General features: G+C 73.7%; 16 protein-coding genes. 9 read left to right on the top strand and 7 right to left on the bottom strand.

The genetic code is table 11. From position 1 onward, the window contains the following. Positions 1–140: 140 nt before the first annotated feature. Both ACZ56L_RS17885 and ACZ56L_RS17880 read right to left on the bottom strand, forming a co-directional pair. Positions 141–875, bottom strand: coding sequence for an SDR family NAD(P)-dependent oxidoreductase (locus tag ACZ56L_RS17885; RefSeq protein ID WP_468683940.1), 735 nt, complete (start codon positions 873–875; stop codon positions 141–143). Further along, positions 872–1,996 (bottom strand): LLM class flavin-dependent oxidoreductase, encoded by a 1,125-nt coding sequence (locus ACZ56L_RS17880; protein ID WP_401757630.1) that lies wholly within the window; start codon positions 1,994–1,996, stop codon positions 872–874. Before ACZ56L_RS17880 ends, ACZ56L_RS17885 begins: the two co-directional genes overlap by 4 nt. A 180-nt stretch (positions 1,997–2,176) precedes the next feature. Here ACZ56L_RS17880 and ACZ56L_RS17875 point away from each other — a divergent pair, with 180 nt between their 5' ends. Next, entirely contained in the window at positions 2,177–2,731 is a 555-nt protein-coding gene (locus ACZ56L_RS17875; protein ID WP_401757949.1) for a helix-turn-helix transcriptional regulator, read from the top strand. A 148-nt stretch (positions 2,732–2,879) separates the two neighbouring features. Here ACZ56L_RS17875 and ACZ56L_RS17870 read toward each other — a convergent pair whose 3' ends face one another. Then, the gene (locus ACZ56L_RS17870) at positions 2,880–3,410 is read right to left on the bottom strand and encodes a flavin reductase family protein (protein WP_471064922.1); all 531 of its coding nucleotides are present in this window, start codon (positions 3,408–3,410) and stop codon (positions 2,880–2,882) included. A 284-nt stretch (positions 3,411–3,694) separates the two neighbouring features. Between ACZ56L_RS17870 and ACZ56L_RS17865 the strand changes: the two genes are divergently transcribed. After that, positions 3,695–4,825 (top strand): acyl-CoA dehydrogenase family protein, encoded by a 1,131-nt coding sequence (locus ACZ56L_RS17865; RefSeq protein ID WP_471064920.1) that lies wholly within the window; start codon positions 3,695–3,697, stop codon positions 4,823–4,825. A 30-nt stretch (positions 4,826–4,855) separates the two neighbouring features. Next, a complete protein-coding gene (locus ACZ56L_RS17860) occupies positions 4,856–5,440 on the top strand; it encodes a HutD/Ves family protein (protein WP_471064918.1) in 585 nt (194 codons plus the stop codon). A 128-nt stretch (positions 5,441–5,568) separates the two neighbouring features. On the opposite strand, the gene ACZ56L_RS17855 is transcribed toward ACZ56L_RS17860, so the two are convergent. The 4 genes from ACZ56L_RS17855 to ACZ56L_RS17840 all read right to left on the bottom strand — a co-directional run bounded on the left by ACZ56L_RS17855 (position 5,569) and on the right by ACZ56L_RS17840 (position 9,030). Beyond that, on the bottom strand, positions 5,569–5,787 hold the full coding sequence (locus tag ACZ56L_RS17855) for a hypothetical protein (protein WP_345223909.1): 219 nt from the start codon (positions 5,785–5,787) through the stop codon (positions 5,569–5,571). A gap of 210 nt (positions 5,788–5,997) precedes the next feature. Continuing rightward, positions 5,998–6,945 (bottom strand): acyl-CoA dehydrogenase family protein, encoded by a 948-nt coding sequence (locus tag ACZ56L_RS17850; protein WP_471064916.1) that lies wholly within the window; start codon positions 6,943–6,945, stop codon positions 5,998–6,000. Beyond that, positions 6,945–8,090: an acyl-CoA dehydrogenase family protein gene (locus ACZ56L_RS17845; RefSeq protein ID WP_345223913.1), complete on the bottom strand. Its 1,146-nt coding sequence runs from the start codon at positions 8,088–8,090 to the stop codon at positions 6,945–6,947. Before ACZ56L_RS17845 ends, ACZ56L_RS17850 begins: the two co-directional genes overlap by 1 nt. 1 nt (position 8,091) lies before the next feature. Then, positions 8,092–9,030 carry an enoyl-CoA hydratase gene (locus ACZ56L_RS17840; protein WP_471064914.1) on the bottom strand — a complete coding sequence of 313 codons (939 nt, stop codon included), beginning with the start codon at positions 9,028–9,030 and terminating at the stop codon, positions 8,092–8,094. Positions 9,031–9,079: 49 nt separating this feature from the next. Between ACZ56L_RS17840 and ACZ56L_RS17835 the strand changes: the two genes are divergently transcribed. From ACZ56L_RS17835 to ACZ56L_RS17810, 6 genes are all read left to right on the top strand, one after another. Then, positions 9,080–10,234, top strand: a complete 1,155-nt coding sequence (locus ACZ56L_RS17835) for an acyl-CoA dehydrogenase family protein (protein ID WP_468683956.1) — start codon at positions 9,080–9,082, stop codon at positions 10,232–10,234. Continuing rightward, positions 10,231–11,016 (top strand): SDR family oxidoreductase, encoded by a 786-nt coding sequence (locus ACZ56L_RS17830; RefSeq protein ID WP_468683957.1) that lies wholly within the window; start codon positions 10,231–10,233, stop codon positions 11,014–11,016. The genes ACZ56L_RS17835 and ACZ56L_RS17830 overlap by 4 nt, the downstream gene beginning before the upstream one ends. 21 nt (positions 11,017–11,037) lie before the next feature. Continuing rightward, positions 11,038–11,652 (top strand): TetR/AcrR family transcriptional regulator, encoded by a 615-nt coding sequence (locus tag ACZ56L_RS17825; RefSeq protein WP_471064912.1) that lies wholly within the window; start codon positions 11,038–11,040, stop codon positions 11,650–11,652. Between the two features lie 31 nt (positions 11,653–11,683). Next, the gene (locus ACZ56L_RS17820; protein WP_471064909.1) at positions 11,684–12,841 is read left to right on the top strand and encodes an acetyl-CoA C-acetyltransferase; all 1,158 of its coding nucleotides are present in this window, start codon (positions 11,684–11,686) and stop codon (positions 12,839–12,841) included. Positions 12,842–13,255: 414 nt separating this feature from the next. Further along, complete coding sequence (locus tag ACZ56L_RS17815; protein WP_003969786.1) at positions 13,256–13,459, top strand: cold-shock protein; 204 nt, start codon at positions 13,256–13,258, stop codon at positions 13,457–13,459. A gap of 155 nt (positions 13,460–13,614) precedes the next feature. Continuing rightward, on the top strand, positions 13,615–15,264 hold the full coding sequence (locus ACZ56L_RS17810; RefSeq protein WP_345223928.1) for a DEAD/DEAH box helicase: 1,650 nt from the start codon (positions 13,615–13,617) through the stop codon (positions 15,262–15,264). The last annotated feature ends 169 nt before the right edge of the window (positions 15,265–15,433 follow it).

Below are 15,433 nucleotides of genomic sequence, written 5' to 3'. Positions count from 1 at the left end.
GCAGGCGCGCGGCCGTCGGGCCCAGCCGGTCGCCGGGCTCCGTCGTGCGGGCCGACGACCCCGACCGCGTCGGCCGGGCGAACGCGCGGCCGTCGGGCTCCGCCGCTCGTCGCACCGGTCCGCCGCCACCGCCGGCACGGTCAGCCGGCCGTGGCGCCGCCGTCCACCGTGAACTCCGTGCCCGTCACGTACGAGGAGGCGTCCGACACCAGGAACCGCACCAGCTCCCCGACCTCCTCCGGGCGGCCCGTCCGGCCCAGCGGCAGGTGCGACCAGTCCTTGCCGGAGGTGGCCGCGATCATCGGGGTGTCGATCGCGCCCGGGTGCACCGAGTTGACCCGGATGCCGTACGCCGCCAGGTCCAGCGCGGAGGAACGCGTCAGCCCGCGCAGGCCGAACTTCGTCGAGCCGTACGCCGCGTGGCCCCGGATGCCCACCAGCCCCGCCGTCGAGGAGATGTTGACGATCGACCCGCCCCCGGCCTCCTTGAGCGCGGGCGCCACCGCCTGGATGCCGAGGAAGGGGCCCAGGAGATTGACCCGCAGCAGCGCCTCGAAGTTCTCCCGGGTCTCCGTCTCCACGGACGCGGTGCGCCACAGCGCGGCGTTGTTCACCAGCGCGTCGATCCGGCCGAAGGCGTCCAGAGCGGCCCGGGTCACCTCCGCCCAGCTCGCCGCTTCCGACACGTCGTGCCGTACGAAGAGACCCCGCCCGGCGAGGGACCGCACGACCTCCCGGCCCTCGTCCGCACGGATGTCGGTGACCACCACGCGCGCCCCGGACCCGGCGAACAGCCGGGCCTCCGCCGCGCCCTGGCCGCGGCCCGCGCCGGTGACGACGACGACCTTGCCCTCCAGGCTGGTGCCGCCGCTCACGCGCTCTCCGCCTTCCTGAAGTGGGGAATGACCGTCTCGCCCCAGTGGCGGATGGTCTCCATGCAGGCCTCCTGCGGCACCGTGCCCATCTGGATCAGGCACATCACCTCGTCCACGCCGATCGCGCGGAGCCGCTCCACGTACGCGATCGCGGTCCGCGGGTCGCCGTACGCGTGCTCGGTGTTGAAGGTGCCGGTGTCGACCGGGCGGGCCGGGACGTCCGCCTCGTGCAGCCTGGCGACGAGCTCGTCGCGGCTCCTGGCCAGGGCGGCGACGTGGTCCTCGTCCTCGAACCGGCCGGTGGGGGCGGGACCGTTGCCGTACCAGTGCGCGATGGACTCGGCGAAGAAGCGCTGGCCGCGGGTGCCCAGGCGCAGAGCGCGCTCCGCGTCGTCCAGCACGATCGTGGGGCAGAGCGCGGAGAAGTGGTCGTTGACCTCGCTGGAGACGAAGCGCTCGCCGGTGCGGGCCGCGATGGCCTCGTCGTACGCCGTGCGCATCGCGCGCACGTCGTCGGCGCCCGCGAAGCCCATCACCAGGGCCCCGACGCCGAGTTCGGCGGCCAGCCGGAGGGAGTCGTGCCGGGAGCAGGCCAGGAACAGGGGCGGATGCGGGCCCTGGACGGGGCGCGGGAGGACCGCGCCGGGGCCGATGTCCAGGGTGCCGTGCCACTCCAGCTCGTCCTTGCGCCACGCCGCCGAGACGATCCGCAGGGCCTCCTCCACCTGCGGATGCGTGTCCTCGGGCCGCACCCCGAACATCCGCATCTCCTGCCGGGTGGCCCCGCGCCCCGCTCCGATGTCCACCCGCCCGCCGGAGAGCACGTCCAGCATCGCGGCCCGCTCCGCGACGCGCACCGGGTGCTGGTAGCCGAAGGGCATCGTGACGACGCCGTGGCCGATCCGGATCCGCTCGGTCCGGGCGGCGACCCAGGTCAGGAAGATCTCCGAGGCGCTCATGTGCGCGTACTGGGTGAGGGAGTGGTGCTCCACGGCCCAGACGCGGTCGAAACCCATCTCCTCGGCGAACACGGCCTGTTCGACGCAGTCGTGGATGACCTGGCGTTCGCGCTCGGGAGTCGGATCGGCGAGCTGCGCCTCGAAGATCATCGAGAACTTCATGCGGGGTCCTCTCCTTGTTATGCCTAAGAGAAATACTTCTAGCAGTCATACCGGAGCGGGGGAAGGGCTGTGCCCGGGTCCGCCCGTAGACTGCCGAACGTGGCGAAGAAGGAAGCAGCAGCGGGCGCGGCGGACACGGGCGGGCACGGCGGCGGTGCGGGCGACGGGGAGCTTCCCGCGCTGCCCGCGACCAGTTGGGCGGTGCTGGGACTGCTCTCCTTCGGTGAGGAGCTGTCCGGGTACGACCTGAAGAAGTGGTCGGACTGGTCGCTCCGCTTCTTCTACTGGAGCCCCTCCTTCAGCCAGATCTACAGCGAGCTGAAGCGGCTGGAGAAGGCCGGTTACGCGACCTCGCGGCTGGTCGCGCAGGAGACCGGCTCCCGCGACAAACGGGTCTACCGGATCACCGGCGAGGGGCTGGCCGCGGTCCGCCGGTGGGCCCGCGAGGCCCCCGTGGACCCGCCGGTCCTCAAGCACGGCCCCATGCTGCGCCTGTGGCTGGGCCACCTGCTGGAGCCCGACCAGATGCGCGACATCCTCGCCCGGCACCGGGAGTTCGCGGAGAAGATGCGCCGCCGCGCGCTCGCGGACGTGGAGGGCGCGAAGGGCGAGGCGGCCTGGGCCTACCCGACCCTGACCCTGAAGTGGGCCGAACGCCACTACGCCGCGGAACGCGACCTGGCGGACGCGATGCTCGCCGACATCGAGGAACTGGAGCGCGGCACCGGCGGCTGAGCCCGGCGCCGGGGGGGGCGCGGGAAACGGCGCGGCCGGCCACCACGGCGCCGCACGGCCGCGACGACCGGTCCCGCCCTCGCGGGCCCCGCCCCGCCCGGACCCGTCCGGCCCCTGCCCGGACCCGTCCGGCCCCCCCCGCCCCGCCTCACCGCCGCACCCGGCCGTACCCCCGCCGGAAGAAGACCAGCGGTTCGCCCTCCCGGCGCACGTCCAGTTCCGTGACCCGCCCCAGCGCGATCGCGTGGTCGCCCCCGTCCAGCACCGCCTCCAGCGCGCACTCGACCGTCGCCAGCGCCCCCGCGACCAGCGGCGCCCCCGACGCCCCCGGCGTCCAGTCGACCCCCGCGAACCTGTCCGCGCCCGGCATCGCGAAGCGCCGGCACACCTCCTGCTGGTCGTGGCCCAGGATGTTCACCGCGAAGCGCCCGGCCGCCCTGATCCTCGGCCAGGTCGTGGACGTGCGCGCCGGGCAGAAGCAGATCAGCGGCGGGTCGAGCGAGACCGAGGAGAACGACTGCACGGCCATGCCCACCGGGCTGCCGTCCGGCTCCAGCGCGGTGATCAGGGCGACCCCGGTGCAGAAGGAGCTCATCGCGGTGCGCATGTCGACGCCCCCCGCGGGCCGGTGCGGGGTCGCGGGGGAGCCGGGATCGGCGGGAGCGAGGGCCGTGGTCATGGGAGGAGTCCTCTCGTGGGGTGCGGGTCCGCGGAGTGTTCCGAGTTTGTTCCTACTAGATATATGCCTAACAGAAACACCTGTGATTGGATACCCGCCATGTCCTCCCGTCAAGCGGTCGCGCGGAACGGATCGCGGCGGCCCGGACGCCGGTCCGGCCGCGGAATCCGGGCGGATCCGTGGTGCCGGGAGGCTGGCCGCCCACGGCGGACGTGGGCATCCTTGGTGCCCCCGCAGACCTGCCCGTCACCGACCGGAACCCAGGAGTAGGGAGCCCCACCCGCATGAACGCGCGCACCCCCGCCACCCGCCCCGCAGGCACCCTGAACCCCACCGAGGAGCAGGAGGAGCTGAGGGCGGCCGTACGGTCCGTCCTCGCCCGGCATGAGGGCCCCGCGGCCTGGCGGCCCCTGGTCCGCGACATCGGCGTCGCCGCCCTCGCGACGCCCGAGGAGTACGGCGGCCTCGGCTGCCCGGGGCGCATGGAGGTGCACGTCGTCATGGAGGAGCTGGGCCGCGCCCTGAGCCCCGTCCCCTACCTCGGCTCCGCCGTCCTCGCGGCCGAGGCCCTGATCGCCTCCGGCAACGACGACGTGTGCGCCCGGCTGCTGCCGCCCCTCGCCGACGGCGCGTCCGTCGCCGCGCTCGCCTGGGCGGAGGCCGGGGCGGAACAGTCGCGCGGCACCTGGGAGGCCGCCGGCCTGACGACGTACGCCGAGGAGAGCACGACCAGCGGCGACTGGCTGCTCACGGGCACCAAGGAGTACGTCCCGGCCGCCGACGCCCCCGACGTGTTGCTGGCCCTCGCGCGCACCCCGGCGGGCCTCGCCCTCTTCGAAGTCCCGGACCCGGCGGGCTGCTTCGTCCCCCTGCCCGCCATGGACCGCACCCGCCCGCTCGCCCGGATCGTCCTGGACGCCGCCCCGGCCCGCCTGGTCAGCACGGACGGCGCCCGCGTCCTCGCCCGGGTCCGGGACCTGGCGATCACCGCGCTCGCCGCCGAGCAGGTCGGGGCTGCCGGCCGGGCGCTGGAGATCACCGTCCGGTACGCCAAGGAACGCGTCCAGTTCGGCCGCCCCATCGGCTCCTTCCAGGCCGTCAAGCACCGCATCGCCGACGCGCACGTCCTCCTGGAGGCCGCCCGCTCCCTGGCCCTCGCCGCCGCGGGCTCGGGGGCCGCCCCCGGCCCCGCCGCGGCCGCGAAGGCCGCGTGCTCGGAGGCGTACCAGCAGATCGCCGGCGAGATGATCCAGCTCCACGGCGGCATCGGCATCACCTGGGAACACCCCGCCCACGACTTCTTCAAGCGCGCCCACGGCACGGCCCACTTCCTCGGCTCCCCGGACACCCACCGCCGCCGCCTGGCGAAGCTGCTGGGCTTCACCCCCGGGCCGCGGGCGGAGGCGCTCGCCTGAGGCGCGGGCCGGGCACGTAACCTCGGGCGGATGAAGTTCTCGCGCGCGGCGGACCGCACCGCCGTCCCCTGGAAGAACGGCGGCGGCGTCACCCGCGAGATCGCCGCGTGGCCGCCGGGAGCCACCGGGGACTTCGGGTGGCGGGTCAGCCTCGCTGAGGTGGCGGCGGACGGCCCGTTCTCCGCCTTCCCCGGCGTGGAACGGGTCCTGACCATGGTCGAGGGCGAGGGCATGGACCTCGCGCTGGAGGGGATCGGACCGCGCCGGGTGGACGCCCGCTTCGTCCCGGTGCGCTTTCCGGGCGACGTGCCCACCGGCTGCCGGCTGCTCGGCGGGCCGGTCGTGAACCTCAACGTCATGCACCGCAGGGGGCCCGCGTACGGGGCGGAGGTCGAGGTCGTGCAGGGCGATGTGACGGTCGGCCCCCCGCTGTCCGGCGGCACGGTCATCGCGCTGCCGCTCGGCCCCGGGGCCGTGCTGCCGCGCCGGGCGAGCACCCCCCTGGAGCCGTACGACGCCCTGCTGTTCACCCACTCGGACCCCGGTCCGTGCGACCCCCGGGACCGGCTCCGGACGACCGGCCGCACGGCGGTCATCACGCTGCGCCACCCCTGAGGGCGCCCATGACGAAAGTGCCCGCGCCCCCGGACGGGAGGGGGAGCGGGCACTTTCGGGTACGTACTGCGCGGGGCGACGCCGGGACCGACGGCCGACGACCGACGGGCCGCCCGCTGCGGGACCGACTACCGCGCGGCCCCCGGGACGCCGCCGGTCGCGGTCTGGGCGGTGTCGGCGGCGTTGCCGGTGACGGTGCCGGTGGCCGTCTCGGTCACCTCGTCGAGCAGCGCGCCCGAGACGGGGAGCTGCGAAAGCTGGTCCGCGGGCTCCGCCGCGTGCGCGCCCGGAGCGGGGGAGACCAGGGCGGCGACGAACCCGGCGGCGAGGGAGGCGGCTGCGGCCATGCTTCGTTTCTTCATACCGTTACCAACGTGCGGGGGCCCGATGGGTCACGCACGTGCCGGAGTTCCGCGCCTGACCAGGCGGAACGCGCGGCCCGCCGGATCGGCGCAGCCCTGGGCGAGTGCCCCTCGCCGACGCGGGCGCCCCCCAGCGAGCACCCACGGCTGCCCCGGCGCCGGGGCCGGGACCGGGAACCGGCGACGGAGGGGCGCTCAGCCCGCCAGCACCCTGGCCCGGCACGTCGCCGGGGCGCCCCACGCGTCCCGCAGGGGGCGGGCCTTGCGGAGCCAGAGGGAGAGGTCCAGCTCCTGGGTGTAACCCACCGCCCCGTGCAGTTGGAGGGCCGTGCGGGCCGCCGCGCAGGCGGCCTCGCCCGCGGCCGCCTTCGCCCCCGCGACCTCCGCCCCGGACCTGCTCAGCGCCGCCCCGTACAGGAGCGGCCGGGCGAACTCCAGCCCAATCAACGTGTCCGCCAGCCGGTGCTTCACCGCCTGGAAGGCCCCGATCGGCGTCCCGAACTGCGTCCGCTGCTTCACGTACGCCACCGTCCGCGCCAGCAGCGCGTCCCCGACCCCGAGCGCCTGGGCGGCGGTCAGCAGCCTCGCCAACTCCCGTGCCGCGCCCGCCGCTCCGGCCGTGACGGGCAGCGCGTCGCCCGACCCCCGCACCGCGTACAGCCGGCGCGCCGCGTCCGCCGACACCCGCAGGTCCCCCCGCACGGAGCCCGCCCGAGGCCGGGGCCCCAGCACGAACACCGCGTCCGCCGCGTCCGCGTCCAGCGCGTACCCGCCCTCCTCGGCCAGCGTCACCAGCGCGTCCCCGGCGGCGATCCTCGGCAGCCACTCCTTCGCCAGGTCCGGCGAACCGCCCAGCAGCACCGCCGCCGCAGCGGTCTCGACGTACGGGCCGGGGACCGCGTGCCGCCCCAACTGGACGAAGGCGACGACGAGTTCCACCGGCAGCAGTCCGGCCCCCTCGTACGTCTCGGGGACGGCCAGCGCGAAGACCCCGGCCTCCGCGACCCGGCGCCACACCTCCAGACCCGGCCCGTGCTCGCCGTTCTCCCACGCCCGCACCGCCCCCGGCGGGTCGGCGGCGGTCAGCATCGCGTCGAGCGAGCGGGCGAAGTCGGCCTGCTCGCGGGTCAGCAGGAAGCGCATCAGCGGCGTCCCTTCGGCAGGCCGAGCAGGCGCTCGGCGATGATGTCGCGCTGGATCTCGTTCGTACCGGCGTAGATGGGCCCGGCGAGCGCGAAGACGTGTCCCTCGGCCCATTCCCCCTCCGCCAGCTCGCCGTCCGCACCGAGCAGGTCGAGCGCGGTCTCGTGCAGAGCGATGTCGTACTCGGACCAGAAGACCTTGTTCAGGCTGGACTCCGCGCCGATGGTCTCCCCGGCGGCGAAGCGCGACGCGTTCGCCCAGGTGAAGAGCTGGTAGGCGCGCGCCCCGATCAGCGCGTCCGCGACCCGGTCGCGCGTCGCGGTGTCCGCCGGGTCGCCGAGCGCGCGCCAGTCGGCGGCGAGGCGGCCGGCGGCGGCCAGGAACCGCCCGGGGGAGCGCAGCATCAGCCCGCGCTCGTTGCCGGTGGTCGACATGGCGATCCGCCAGCCCTGCCCGGGCTCGCCGATCACGTCCTCGTCCGGGACGAAGACGTCGTCGAGGAAGAGCTCCGCGAAGGCGGGCCTGCCGTCCAGGCGGCCGATCGGCCGGACGGTGACGCCCGGCGCGCGCAGGTCGAACATCAGATACGTCAGCCCCCGGTGCGGCCGGTCCGCGTCCGGGTCGGTGCGGAAGATGCCGAAGGCCCGGTCCGCGAAGGCGGCCCGCGAGGACCACGTCTTCTGCCCCGAGAGCAGCCAGCCCCCCGCCGTGCGGACGGCGGTCGAGCGCAGCGAGGCCAGGTCCGACCCCGCCTCCGGCTCCGACCAGGCCTGCGCCCAGACGACCTCGCCCGTCGCCATCGGCGGCAGCACCCGCGCCCGCTGCTCCCGCGTGGCGTGGTCGAAGAGGGTGGGGGCGAGGAGGTTGATGCCGTTCTGCGAGACCCGGCCCGGCGCGCCCGCCGCGAAGTACTCCTCCTCGAAGATCAGCCACCCGAAGACGTCCACCCCCCGGCCCCCGTACTCCTCGGGCCACGACACGACCGACCAGCGGTCCGCGGCCAGCCGCGCCTCCCACGCGCGGTGGGCGGCGAAGCCCTCCTCGGTTTCGAGGGAGGGCAGGGGCTCGGCGGGCACGTTGGCGGCCAGCCAGGCGCGCGCCTCGGCCCGGAAGGCGTCCTGCCCGGCGCTGAAGTCGAGGTCCACGTCAGTTCCCCGGCCGCTTCGGGGAGCCCTGGCCGGCCTGCTTCATCGCCGCGACGTCCATGCCGCCCAGCGCGTCCTTCGCCGTCTCCGCGTTGTGCGCGTGGGCGAGGTGGTGCAGGCCGAAGACGGAGTCCATGCCGGTGTGCAGGCCCTGGAGGTCCTCGGCCTGGTTGACGGCGCGCTTGGCGAGGGCGAGCCCGAACCTCGGCATCCCGGCGATCCGTTCCGCCAACTCGCTCGTACGGTCGGCCAGTTCGGCCCGTTCCACGACCCGGTTGACCATCCCGACCTGGTACGCCCGGCGCGCGCTCATCCGCTCGCCGGTGAACAGGAACTCCTTGGCGACGCGCGGCGGCATCACCCACGGGTGCGCGAAGTACTCGACACCCGGAATCCCCATCCGTACCACCGGATCGGCGAAGAAGGCGTCGTCCGACGCCACGATGAGGTCGCACACCCACGCGAGCATCAGCCCGCCCGCCACGCACGCCCCCTGCACCGACGCCACCACCGGCTTCGGCAGCTCGCGCCAGCGCCGGCACATCCCGAGGTAGACCTCCGACTCGCGGGCGAACCGGCTCTCGGCGCCCGCCTTGTCCGAGTGGTCCCACCACAGGCCCGCCCTCCGCTCGAAGGGCAGGTGGGCGTCGCGCTCGGGGGTGCCGATGTCGTGACCGGCGCAGAAGTGGTCGCCGGAGCCGGCCAGCACGATCACCTTGACCTCGTCGTCCGCCGCGGCCCGGTAGAGGGCGGCGTCCAGGGCGTAGGTCATCGCGGAGTTCTGGGCGTTGCGGTACCGCGGGCGGTTGAGGGTCACGTACGCGACCGGTCCGCGCCGCTCGTACAGAACGGGCCCGGCGGCCGTGCCGGAGGCGGCGGCCGTGTCGGGTGCGTCGGACGCGGCGGGCGTACCGGACGTGTCGGGCGTCTCGGCTGTCATGGCGGAACCATCCTTCCCTAACAAGTGTTTGGTAGGTTAACGTACGGCCATGAGCAGCGTCGAGGAGTTCCGCACCGAGATCCGGGACTGGCTACGGGAGCAACTCGGCGGGGAGTTCGCCGGGTTGAAGGGCCGGGGCGGACCGGGCCGGGAGCACGAGGCCTTCGCCGAGCGCCTGGCCTGGGAGCGCCACATGGCCGCCCACGGCTGGACCTGCGTCGGCTGGCCGAGGGAGCACGGCGGCCGGGGCGCGAGCATCGAGGAGCAGATCGCCTTCCACGAGGAGTACGCCCTCGCCGACGCCCCCGCCCGCGTCAACCACATCGGCGAGCAGCTCCTCGGCCCGACCCTCATCGCGTACGGCACCGAGGAGCAGCAGGCCCGCTTCCTGCCGCCGATCGTCGCCGTCCAGGAGCTGTGGTGCCAGGGCTACAGCGAGCCCGACGCGGGCTCCGACCTCGCCAACGTCCGCACCCGGGCCGAGCTGGACCCGGACGGCGGCACCTGGCGGGTGAACGGCCAGAAGATCTGGACCTCCCTCGCCCACGAGTCCCAGTGGTGCTTCGTCGTCGCCCGCACCGCACCGGGCTCCCGCCGCCACGCGGGCCTCTCCTACCTCCTGGTCCCCATGGACCAGCCGGGCGTCGAGGTCCGCCCCATCGTCCAGCTCACCGGCACCTCCGAGTTCAACGAGGTCTTCTTCGACGACGCCCGCACCGACGCCGCCCACGTGGTCGGCGCGGTCGGCGACGGCTGGCGGATCGCGATGGCCACCCTCGGTTTCGAACGCGGCGTCTCCACCCTCGGCCAGCAGGTCGGCTTCGCACGGGAGCTGGCGGCCCTGGTGGAACTGGCCCGGCACACCGGGGCCCTCGCCGACCCGCTGGTCCAGGACCGTCTCGTCCGCGCCTGGACCGGCCTGGAGGCGATGCGCGCACACGCCAGACGCGGCGACGTCTCGCCCTCCGTGGCCAAGAACCACTGGGCCCGCTGGCACCGCGACCTCGGCGAACTCGCCATGGACGTACGCGGCGCGGCCGCACTGCTGGCCGTGCCGGACGCGCGGCAGCCGTACGAACTCGACGACTGGCAGCGCCTCTTCCTCTTCGCCCGCGCCGACACCATCTACGCCGGCTCCGACGAGATCCAGCGCAACATCATCGCCGAGCGGGAGCTCGGACTTCCCAAGGAGGCACGGGCATGAGCACGGCTCCCGCGTACGTGAAGGGGCACGGGCTGCTCGACGGCCGCGGCGCGGTCGTCACCGCCGCCGCCGGCGCCGGGATCGGCGGGGCGACCGCGCGCCGCTTCCTGGAGGAGGGCGCCCGCGTCGTCATCGGCGACGCGCACGCCCGGCGGCTGAAGGAGACCCACGAGGCACTGGCCGAGGAGTTCGGGGCCGAACGGGTCGCGTCGCTGCCGTGCGACGTGACGGACGAGGAGCAGGTGGGCGCCCTCCTCGCCCGCGCCGAACAGGCCCACGGCGGACTCGACGTCGTCGTGAACAACGCCGGGCTGGGCGGCACCGCGAACCTGGTCGACATGACCGACGACCAGTGGTCGAAGGTCCTGGACGTGACCCTGACCGGCACCTTCCGCTGCACCCGGGCCGCCCTGCGCTCCTTCAGGTCGGCGGGCCGCGGCGGCGTGATCGTCAACAACGCCTCCGTCGTCGGCTGGCGCGCCCAGGCCGGACAGGCCCACTACGCCGCCGCGAAGGCCGGCGTCATGGCGCTCACCCGGTGCGCGGCGGTCGAGGCGGCGGAGTTCGGCGTACGCGTCAACGCGGTCTCCCCGAGCCTGGCGATGCACCCGCACCTGGTGAAGGTGACGACGCCGGAACTGCTGACGGAGCTGACCTCGAAGGAGGCCTTCGGCCGGTACGCCGAACCCTGGGAGGTCGCCAACGTCATCGTCTTCCTGGCCAGCGGCTACTCCTCGTACATGACGGGGGAGACCGTCTCGGTCAGCAGCCAGCATGCGTGAGCGCCGGACGACAATGGGCGGGTGCCTACCAAGAAGAAGCCCCAGGTGACCGCGTCGCCCGAGCGCCGCCGTGAACTCCTCGACACCGCGGCCGAAGTGTTCGCCGCGCAGGGGTACAACGCCACCACCGTCCGCAAGATCGCCGATGCCGCCGGGATGCTCGCCGGCAGCCTCTACTACCACTTCGATTCCAAGGAATCGATGCTCGACGAGATCCTCTCGACCTTCCTCACCGAACTGTGGGAGGGGTACGACACCGTGCTCGCCTCCTCCCTCGGCCCCCGGGAGACCATCGAGGCCCTCGTCACCGAGTCCTTCCGGGAGATCGACCGGCACCGCGCCGCCGTCGCCATCTACCAGAAGGAGTCCCGCCACCTCTCCGCCCAGCCCCGCTTCCACTACCTCGCCGACTCGCAGGCCAAGTTCGAGAAGGCGTGGCTGGGGACGCTGGAGCGCGGAGTGGCCGACGGAGTCTTCCGGGACGACCTCGACGTCCGCCTCACCTACCGCTTCGTGCGCGACACGGTGTGGGTGGCGGCGTCCTGGTACCGGCCCGGCGGACAGCACAGCCCCGAGGAGATCGCCCGCCAGTACCTGTCGATGGTGCTGGACGGGATCGCCGTACGCACCACGTAACTCCCCCACCTCTCGTGAAACTGGAGTCGTCATGGCCGAGGCCTACATCGTCGAAGCGGTACGCACCCCGGTCGGCCGGCGCAAGGGCGGCCTCGGCGCCGTCCACCCGGCGGACCTGGGCGCGCACGTCCTGAAGGCCCTGGTCGAGCGGTCCGGCGTGGACCCCGGCCTGGTCGAGGACGTCGTCTTCGGCTGCCTGGACACGGTCGGCCCCCAGGCGGGCGACATCGCCCGTACGTCGTGGCTCGCGGCCGGGCTCCCGGAGGAGGTGCCGGGCGTGACCGTCGACCGTCAGTGCGGCTCCTCCCAGCAGGCGGTGCACTTCGCGGCGCAGGGCGTCCTGTCGGGCACGCAGGACCTGGTGGTCGCGGGCGGCACCCAGAACATGACGCAGATCCCGATCGCCTTCGCCTCCCGCCAGGCGGCCGAGCCGCTGGGCCTGACGGAGGGCCCCTACCGGGGCTCCGAGGGGTGGCGCGCCCGGTACGGCGACGCCCCGGTGAACCAGTTCCACGGAGCCCAGCTCATCGCCGACAAGTGGGGGATCTCACGCCGCGACATGGAGGAGTTCGCCCTGCGCTCGCACCAGCGGGCACTGCGCGCCGTCGACGAGGGCCGCTTCGAGCGGGAGATCGTGGCGTACGGGGACGTGGCGGCCGACGAGGGGCCGCGCCGCGACACCTCCCTGGAGAAGATGGCGGCCCTCCGGCCGGTGATGGAGGGCGGCACCATCACCGCCGCGTGCTCCTCGCAGGTCTCCGACGGGGCGGCGGCGATGCTGATCGCCTCCGAGCGGGCGGTACGGGAGTACGGACTGACGCCGCGTGCCCGGATCCACCATCTGTCGGTGCGGGGCGAGGACCCGATCCGGATGCTGTCGGCGCCGATCCCGGCGACGGCGTACGCGCTGAAGAAGACCGGGATGCGCATCCAGGACATCGACCTGGTCGAGATCAACGAGGCGTTCGCGCCGGTGGCCCTGGCGTGGCTGAAGGAGACCGGCGCGGACCCGGAGCGGGTCAACGTGAACGGCGGCGCGATCGCCCTCGGCCACCCGCTGGGCGCCACCGGGGTGAAGCTGATGACGACGCTGCTGCACGAGCTGGAGCGGACGGGCGGGCGGTACGGCCTCCAGACCATGTGCGAGGGCGGCGGCCAGGCGAACGTGACGATCATCGAGCGCGTGTAGGGCGGCGGTCGCCGAGGGCCTGTACGCGGCCGGGCGCAGCGCCGTCGGCGTGTGCTCGCACGCGTACGTGAGCGGACTGCCGATCGCGGACGCCGTGTACGCAGGCAGGCGGGTAGGGGCGGACACAGGGAGGCGGGCGGAGGAGGACACAGCGAGGCGGGCAGGTGAACACAGGCCGTGCGGCGCCTGACCGGGCGCGTTCCACCGCGCGCCTGGTGCGGGAGCGTGCTACGGTAGAGGAGTTGCAGTTTTGGTACCCATGAACTTTATGTGCGCCTGACGAGAACTTCGGCAGGCGCACATTTGTTTTTCCGGTCATTGCCGGTTTCCGGCTCTCCGGATGGGGTCATTGCGGCGACGAGGAATTCGTGAAGTGCGGATTTCCGGCTCTGCCCCTGTTTTAGGAGATACAAAATGGCTACTGGCACCGTGAAGTGGTTCAACTCGGAAAAGGGCTTCGGCTTCATTGAGCAGGACGGCGGCGGCGCCGACGTCTTCGCCCACTACTCCAACATCGCCACCTCGGGCTTCCGCGAGCTCCAGGAGGGCCAGAAGGTTTCCTTCGACGTCACGCAGGGCCAGAAGGGCCCGCAGGCGGAGAACATCGTCCCGGCCTAGTCTGCCCGGACGCGCGAAGCCTCCAGCCGGGGCCCGCACCGTGAAGGTGCGGGCCCCGGCTTGCGTTGTGTTCGCGCAACTCGCGGAACACGGTCGCATTCCGCGACCGGCTTCCACCCCTCTCGGGGTGTCCCCAGGAAGAAGGCAATTACTGCATGACCCGTTTCGAACGATCCTCCTCCGAGCGCACCGGCCGTCCGGCGCGCAACCGACCGTCGAGTGCCGCCCCGTCCCGGGGCCGCGGCAAGGCTTCGACGAAGAATTCCGGCAAGGGCCCCGCCCGCCGGTCCACGCCGCCCCAGGGTGAATTCGCACTGCCGGAGTCCCTCACCCCCGCGCTGCCGTCGGTCGAGACTTTCGAAGCGCTGGACATGCCCGCCGCACTCCTCAAGACGCTCGCCGCGCAGGGGGTGACGGAGCCGTTCCCGATCCAGGGGGCGACCCTCCCGAACTCGCTCGCCGGCCGGGACATCCTGGGCCGCGGCCGCACGGGCTCCGGCAAGACGCTGGCCTTCGGCCTGGCGCTGCTCGCCCGCACGGCAGGCCGTCGCGCCGAGCCGCACGCGCCGCTCGCGCTGGTCCTCGTACCGACGCGGGAGCTGGCGCAGCAGGTCACGGACGCGCTCACGCCGTACGCGACCTCCGTCAACCTCCGGCTGACCACGGTCGTCGGCGGCATGTCGATCACCAAGCAGTCGAACGCGCTGCGCCGTGGCGCGGAGGTCCTGGTCGCCACTCCCGGCCGGCTGAAGGACCTCATCGAGCGCGGCGACGCCCGCCTCGACCAGGTCGCCATCACCGTCCTCGACGAGGCCGACCAGATGGCCGACATGGGCTTCATGCCGCAGGTCGTGGCGCTGCTCAAGCAGGTCGAGCCGGGCGGCCAGCGCATGCTCTTCTCGGCCACGCTCGACAAGAACATCGACAAGCTCGTCAAGATGTTCCTGACCGACCCGGTCGTGCACTCGGTCGACCCGTCGGCCGGTGCGGTCACGACGATGGACCACCACGTCCTGTACGTCATGGACGAGACCGAGAAGAAGGCCGTCGCGGCACGGATCGCCGCCCGCGAGGGCCGCGTGATCATGTTCGTGGACACCAAGCGCGCCGCCGACCGCTTCGCCAAGCGGCTGCTCTCCGCGGGCGTCTACGCGGCGGCCCTGCACGGCGGCCGTTCCCAGCCGCAGCGCAACCGCACGCTGGACCAGTTCAAGAACGGCAAGGTCACCGCGCTGGTGGCGACCAACGTGGCGGCCCGCGGCATCCACGTCGACGACCTCGACCTGGTCGTCAACGTCGACCCGCCGACCGACCACAAGGACTACCTGCACCGCGGTGGTCGCACGGCCCGCGCGGGCGAGTCCGGCGTCGTCGTCACGCTCGTCCTCCCCGAGGAGAAGCGTGAGATGACCCGGCTGATGAGTGACGCGGGCATCACGCCGCGCACCGCGCGGGTGAAGTCCACGGACGAGGAGCTGGCGACCATCACGGGCGCCCGCGAGCCGTCGGGCGTCGCGGTGGTCGTCGAGGTGCCGGTGCCCGTCCAGCAGCAGCCGGCGAAGCGCCGTCCCTCCTCCTCGTCCTCTTCCTCCGCGGACGGCCGCAGCCGCACGCGGGGTCGCCGGGGCGGCTCGGGTGCTTCGTCCGGTACGGCGTCGGGCGGGCGTCCGTCGCGCCCGGCACGCGGCGCGGCGCCGGCCGGGGGCCAGTCCCGTTCCGGCGGGGGCCGTACGGGTGCGGGCCAGGGCCAGTCGGGCGGCCAGCGCCGCACCGGCGGCAACCAGGGCCGCCGCCCGGCGGCCTGACCCCGCGCGGCACGGGAACCTGCGCGCCCATCCCCGCGCCCCTTCAGGGGCGCGGGGAACTGCGCGCCCAGCCACGACGCTCCTGCACATTTCCCACCGGGCGGTACGCCCCGTCCAGGGGCGCGGGGAACTGCGCGCTCAGCCACGACGCATCCGCAGTGAACCCTGG

The sequence above is a fragment of the Streptomyces sp. NPDC039736 genome, assembly GCF_055596485.1.
The sequence above is the reverse complement of the archived record's forward strand: the minus strand, read 5'-3'. Positions and strand labels throughout refer to the sequence as shown.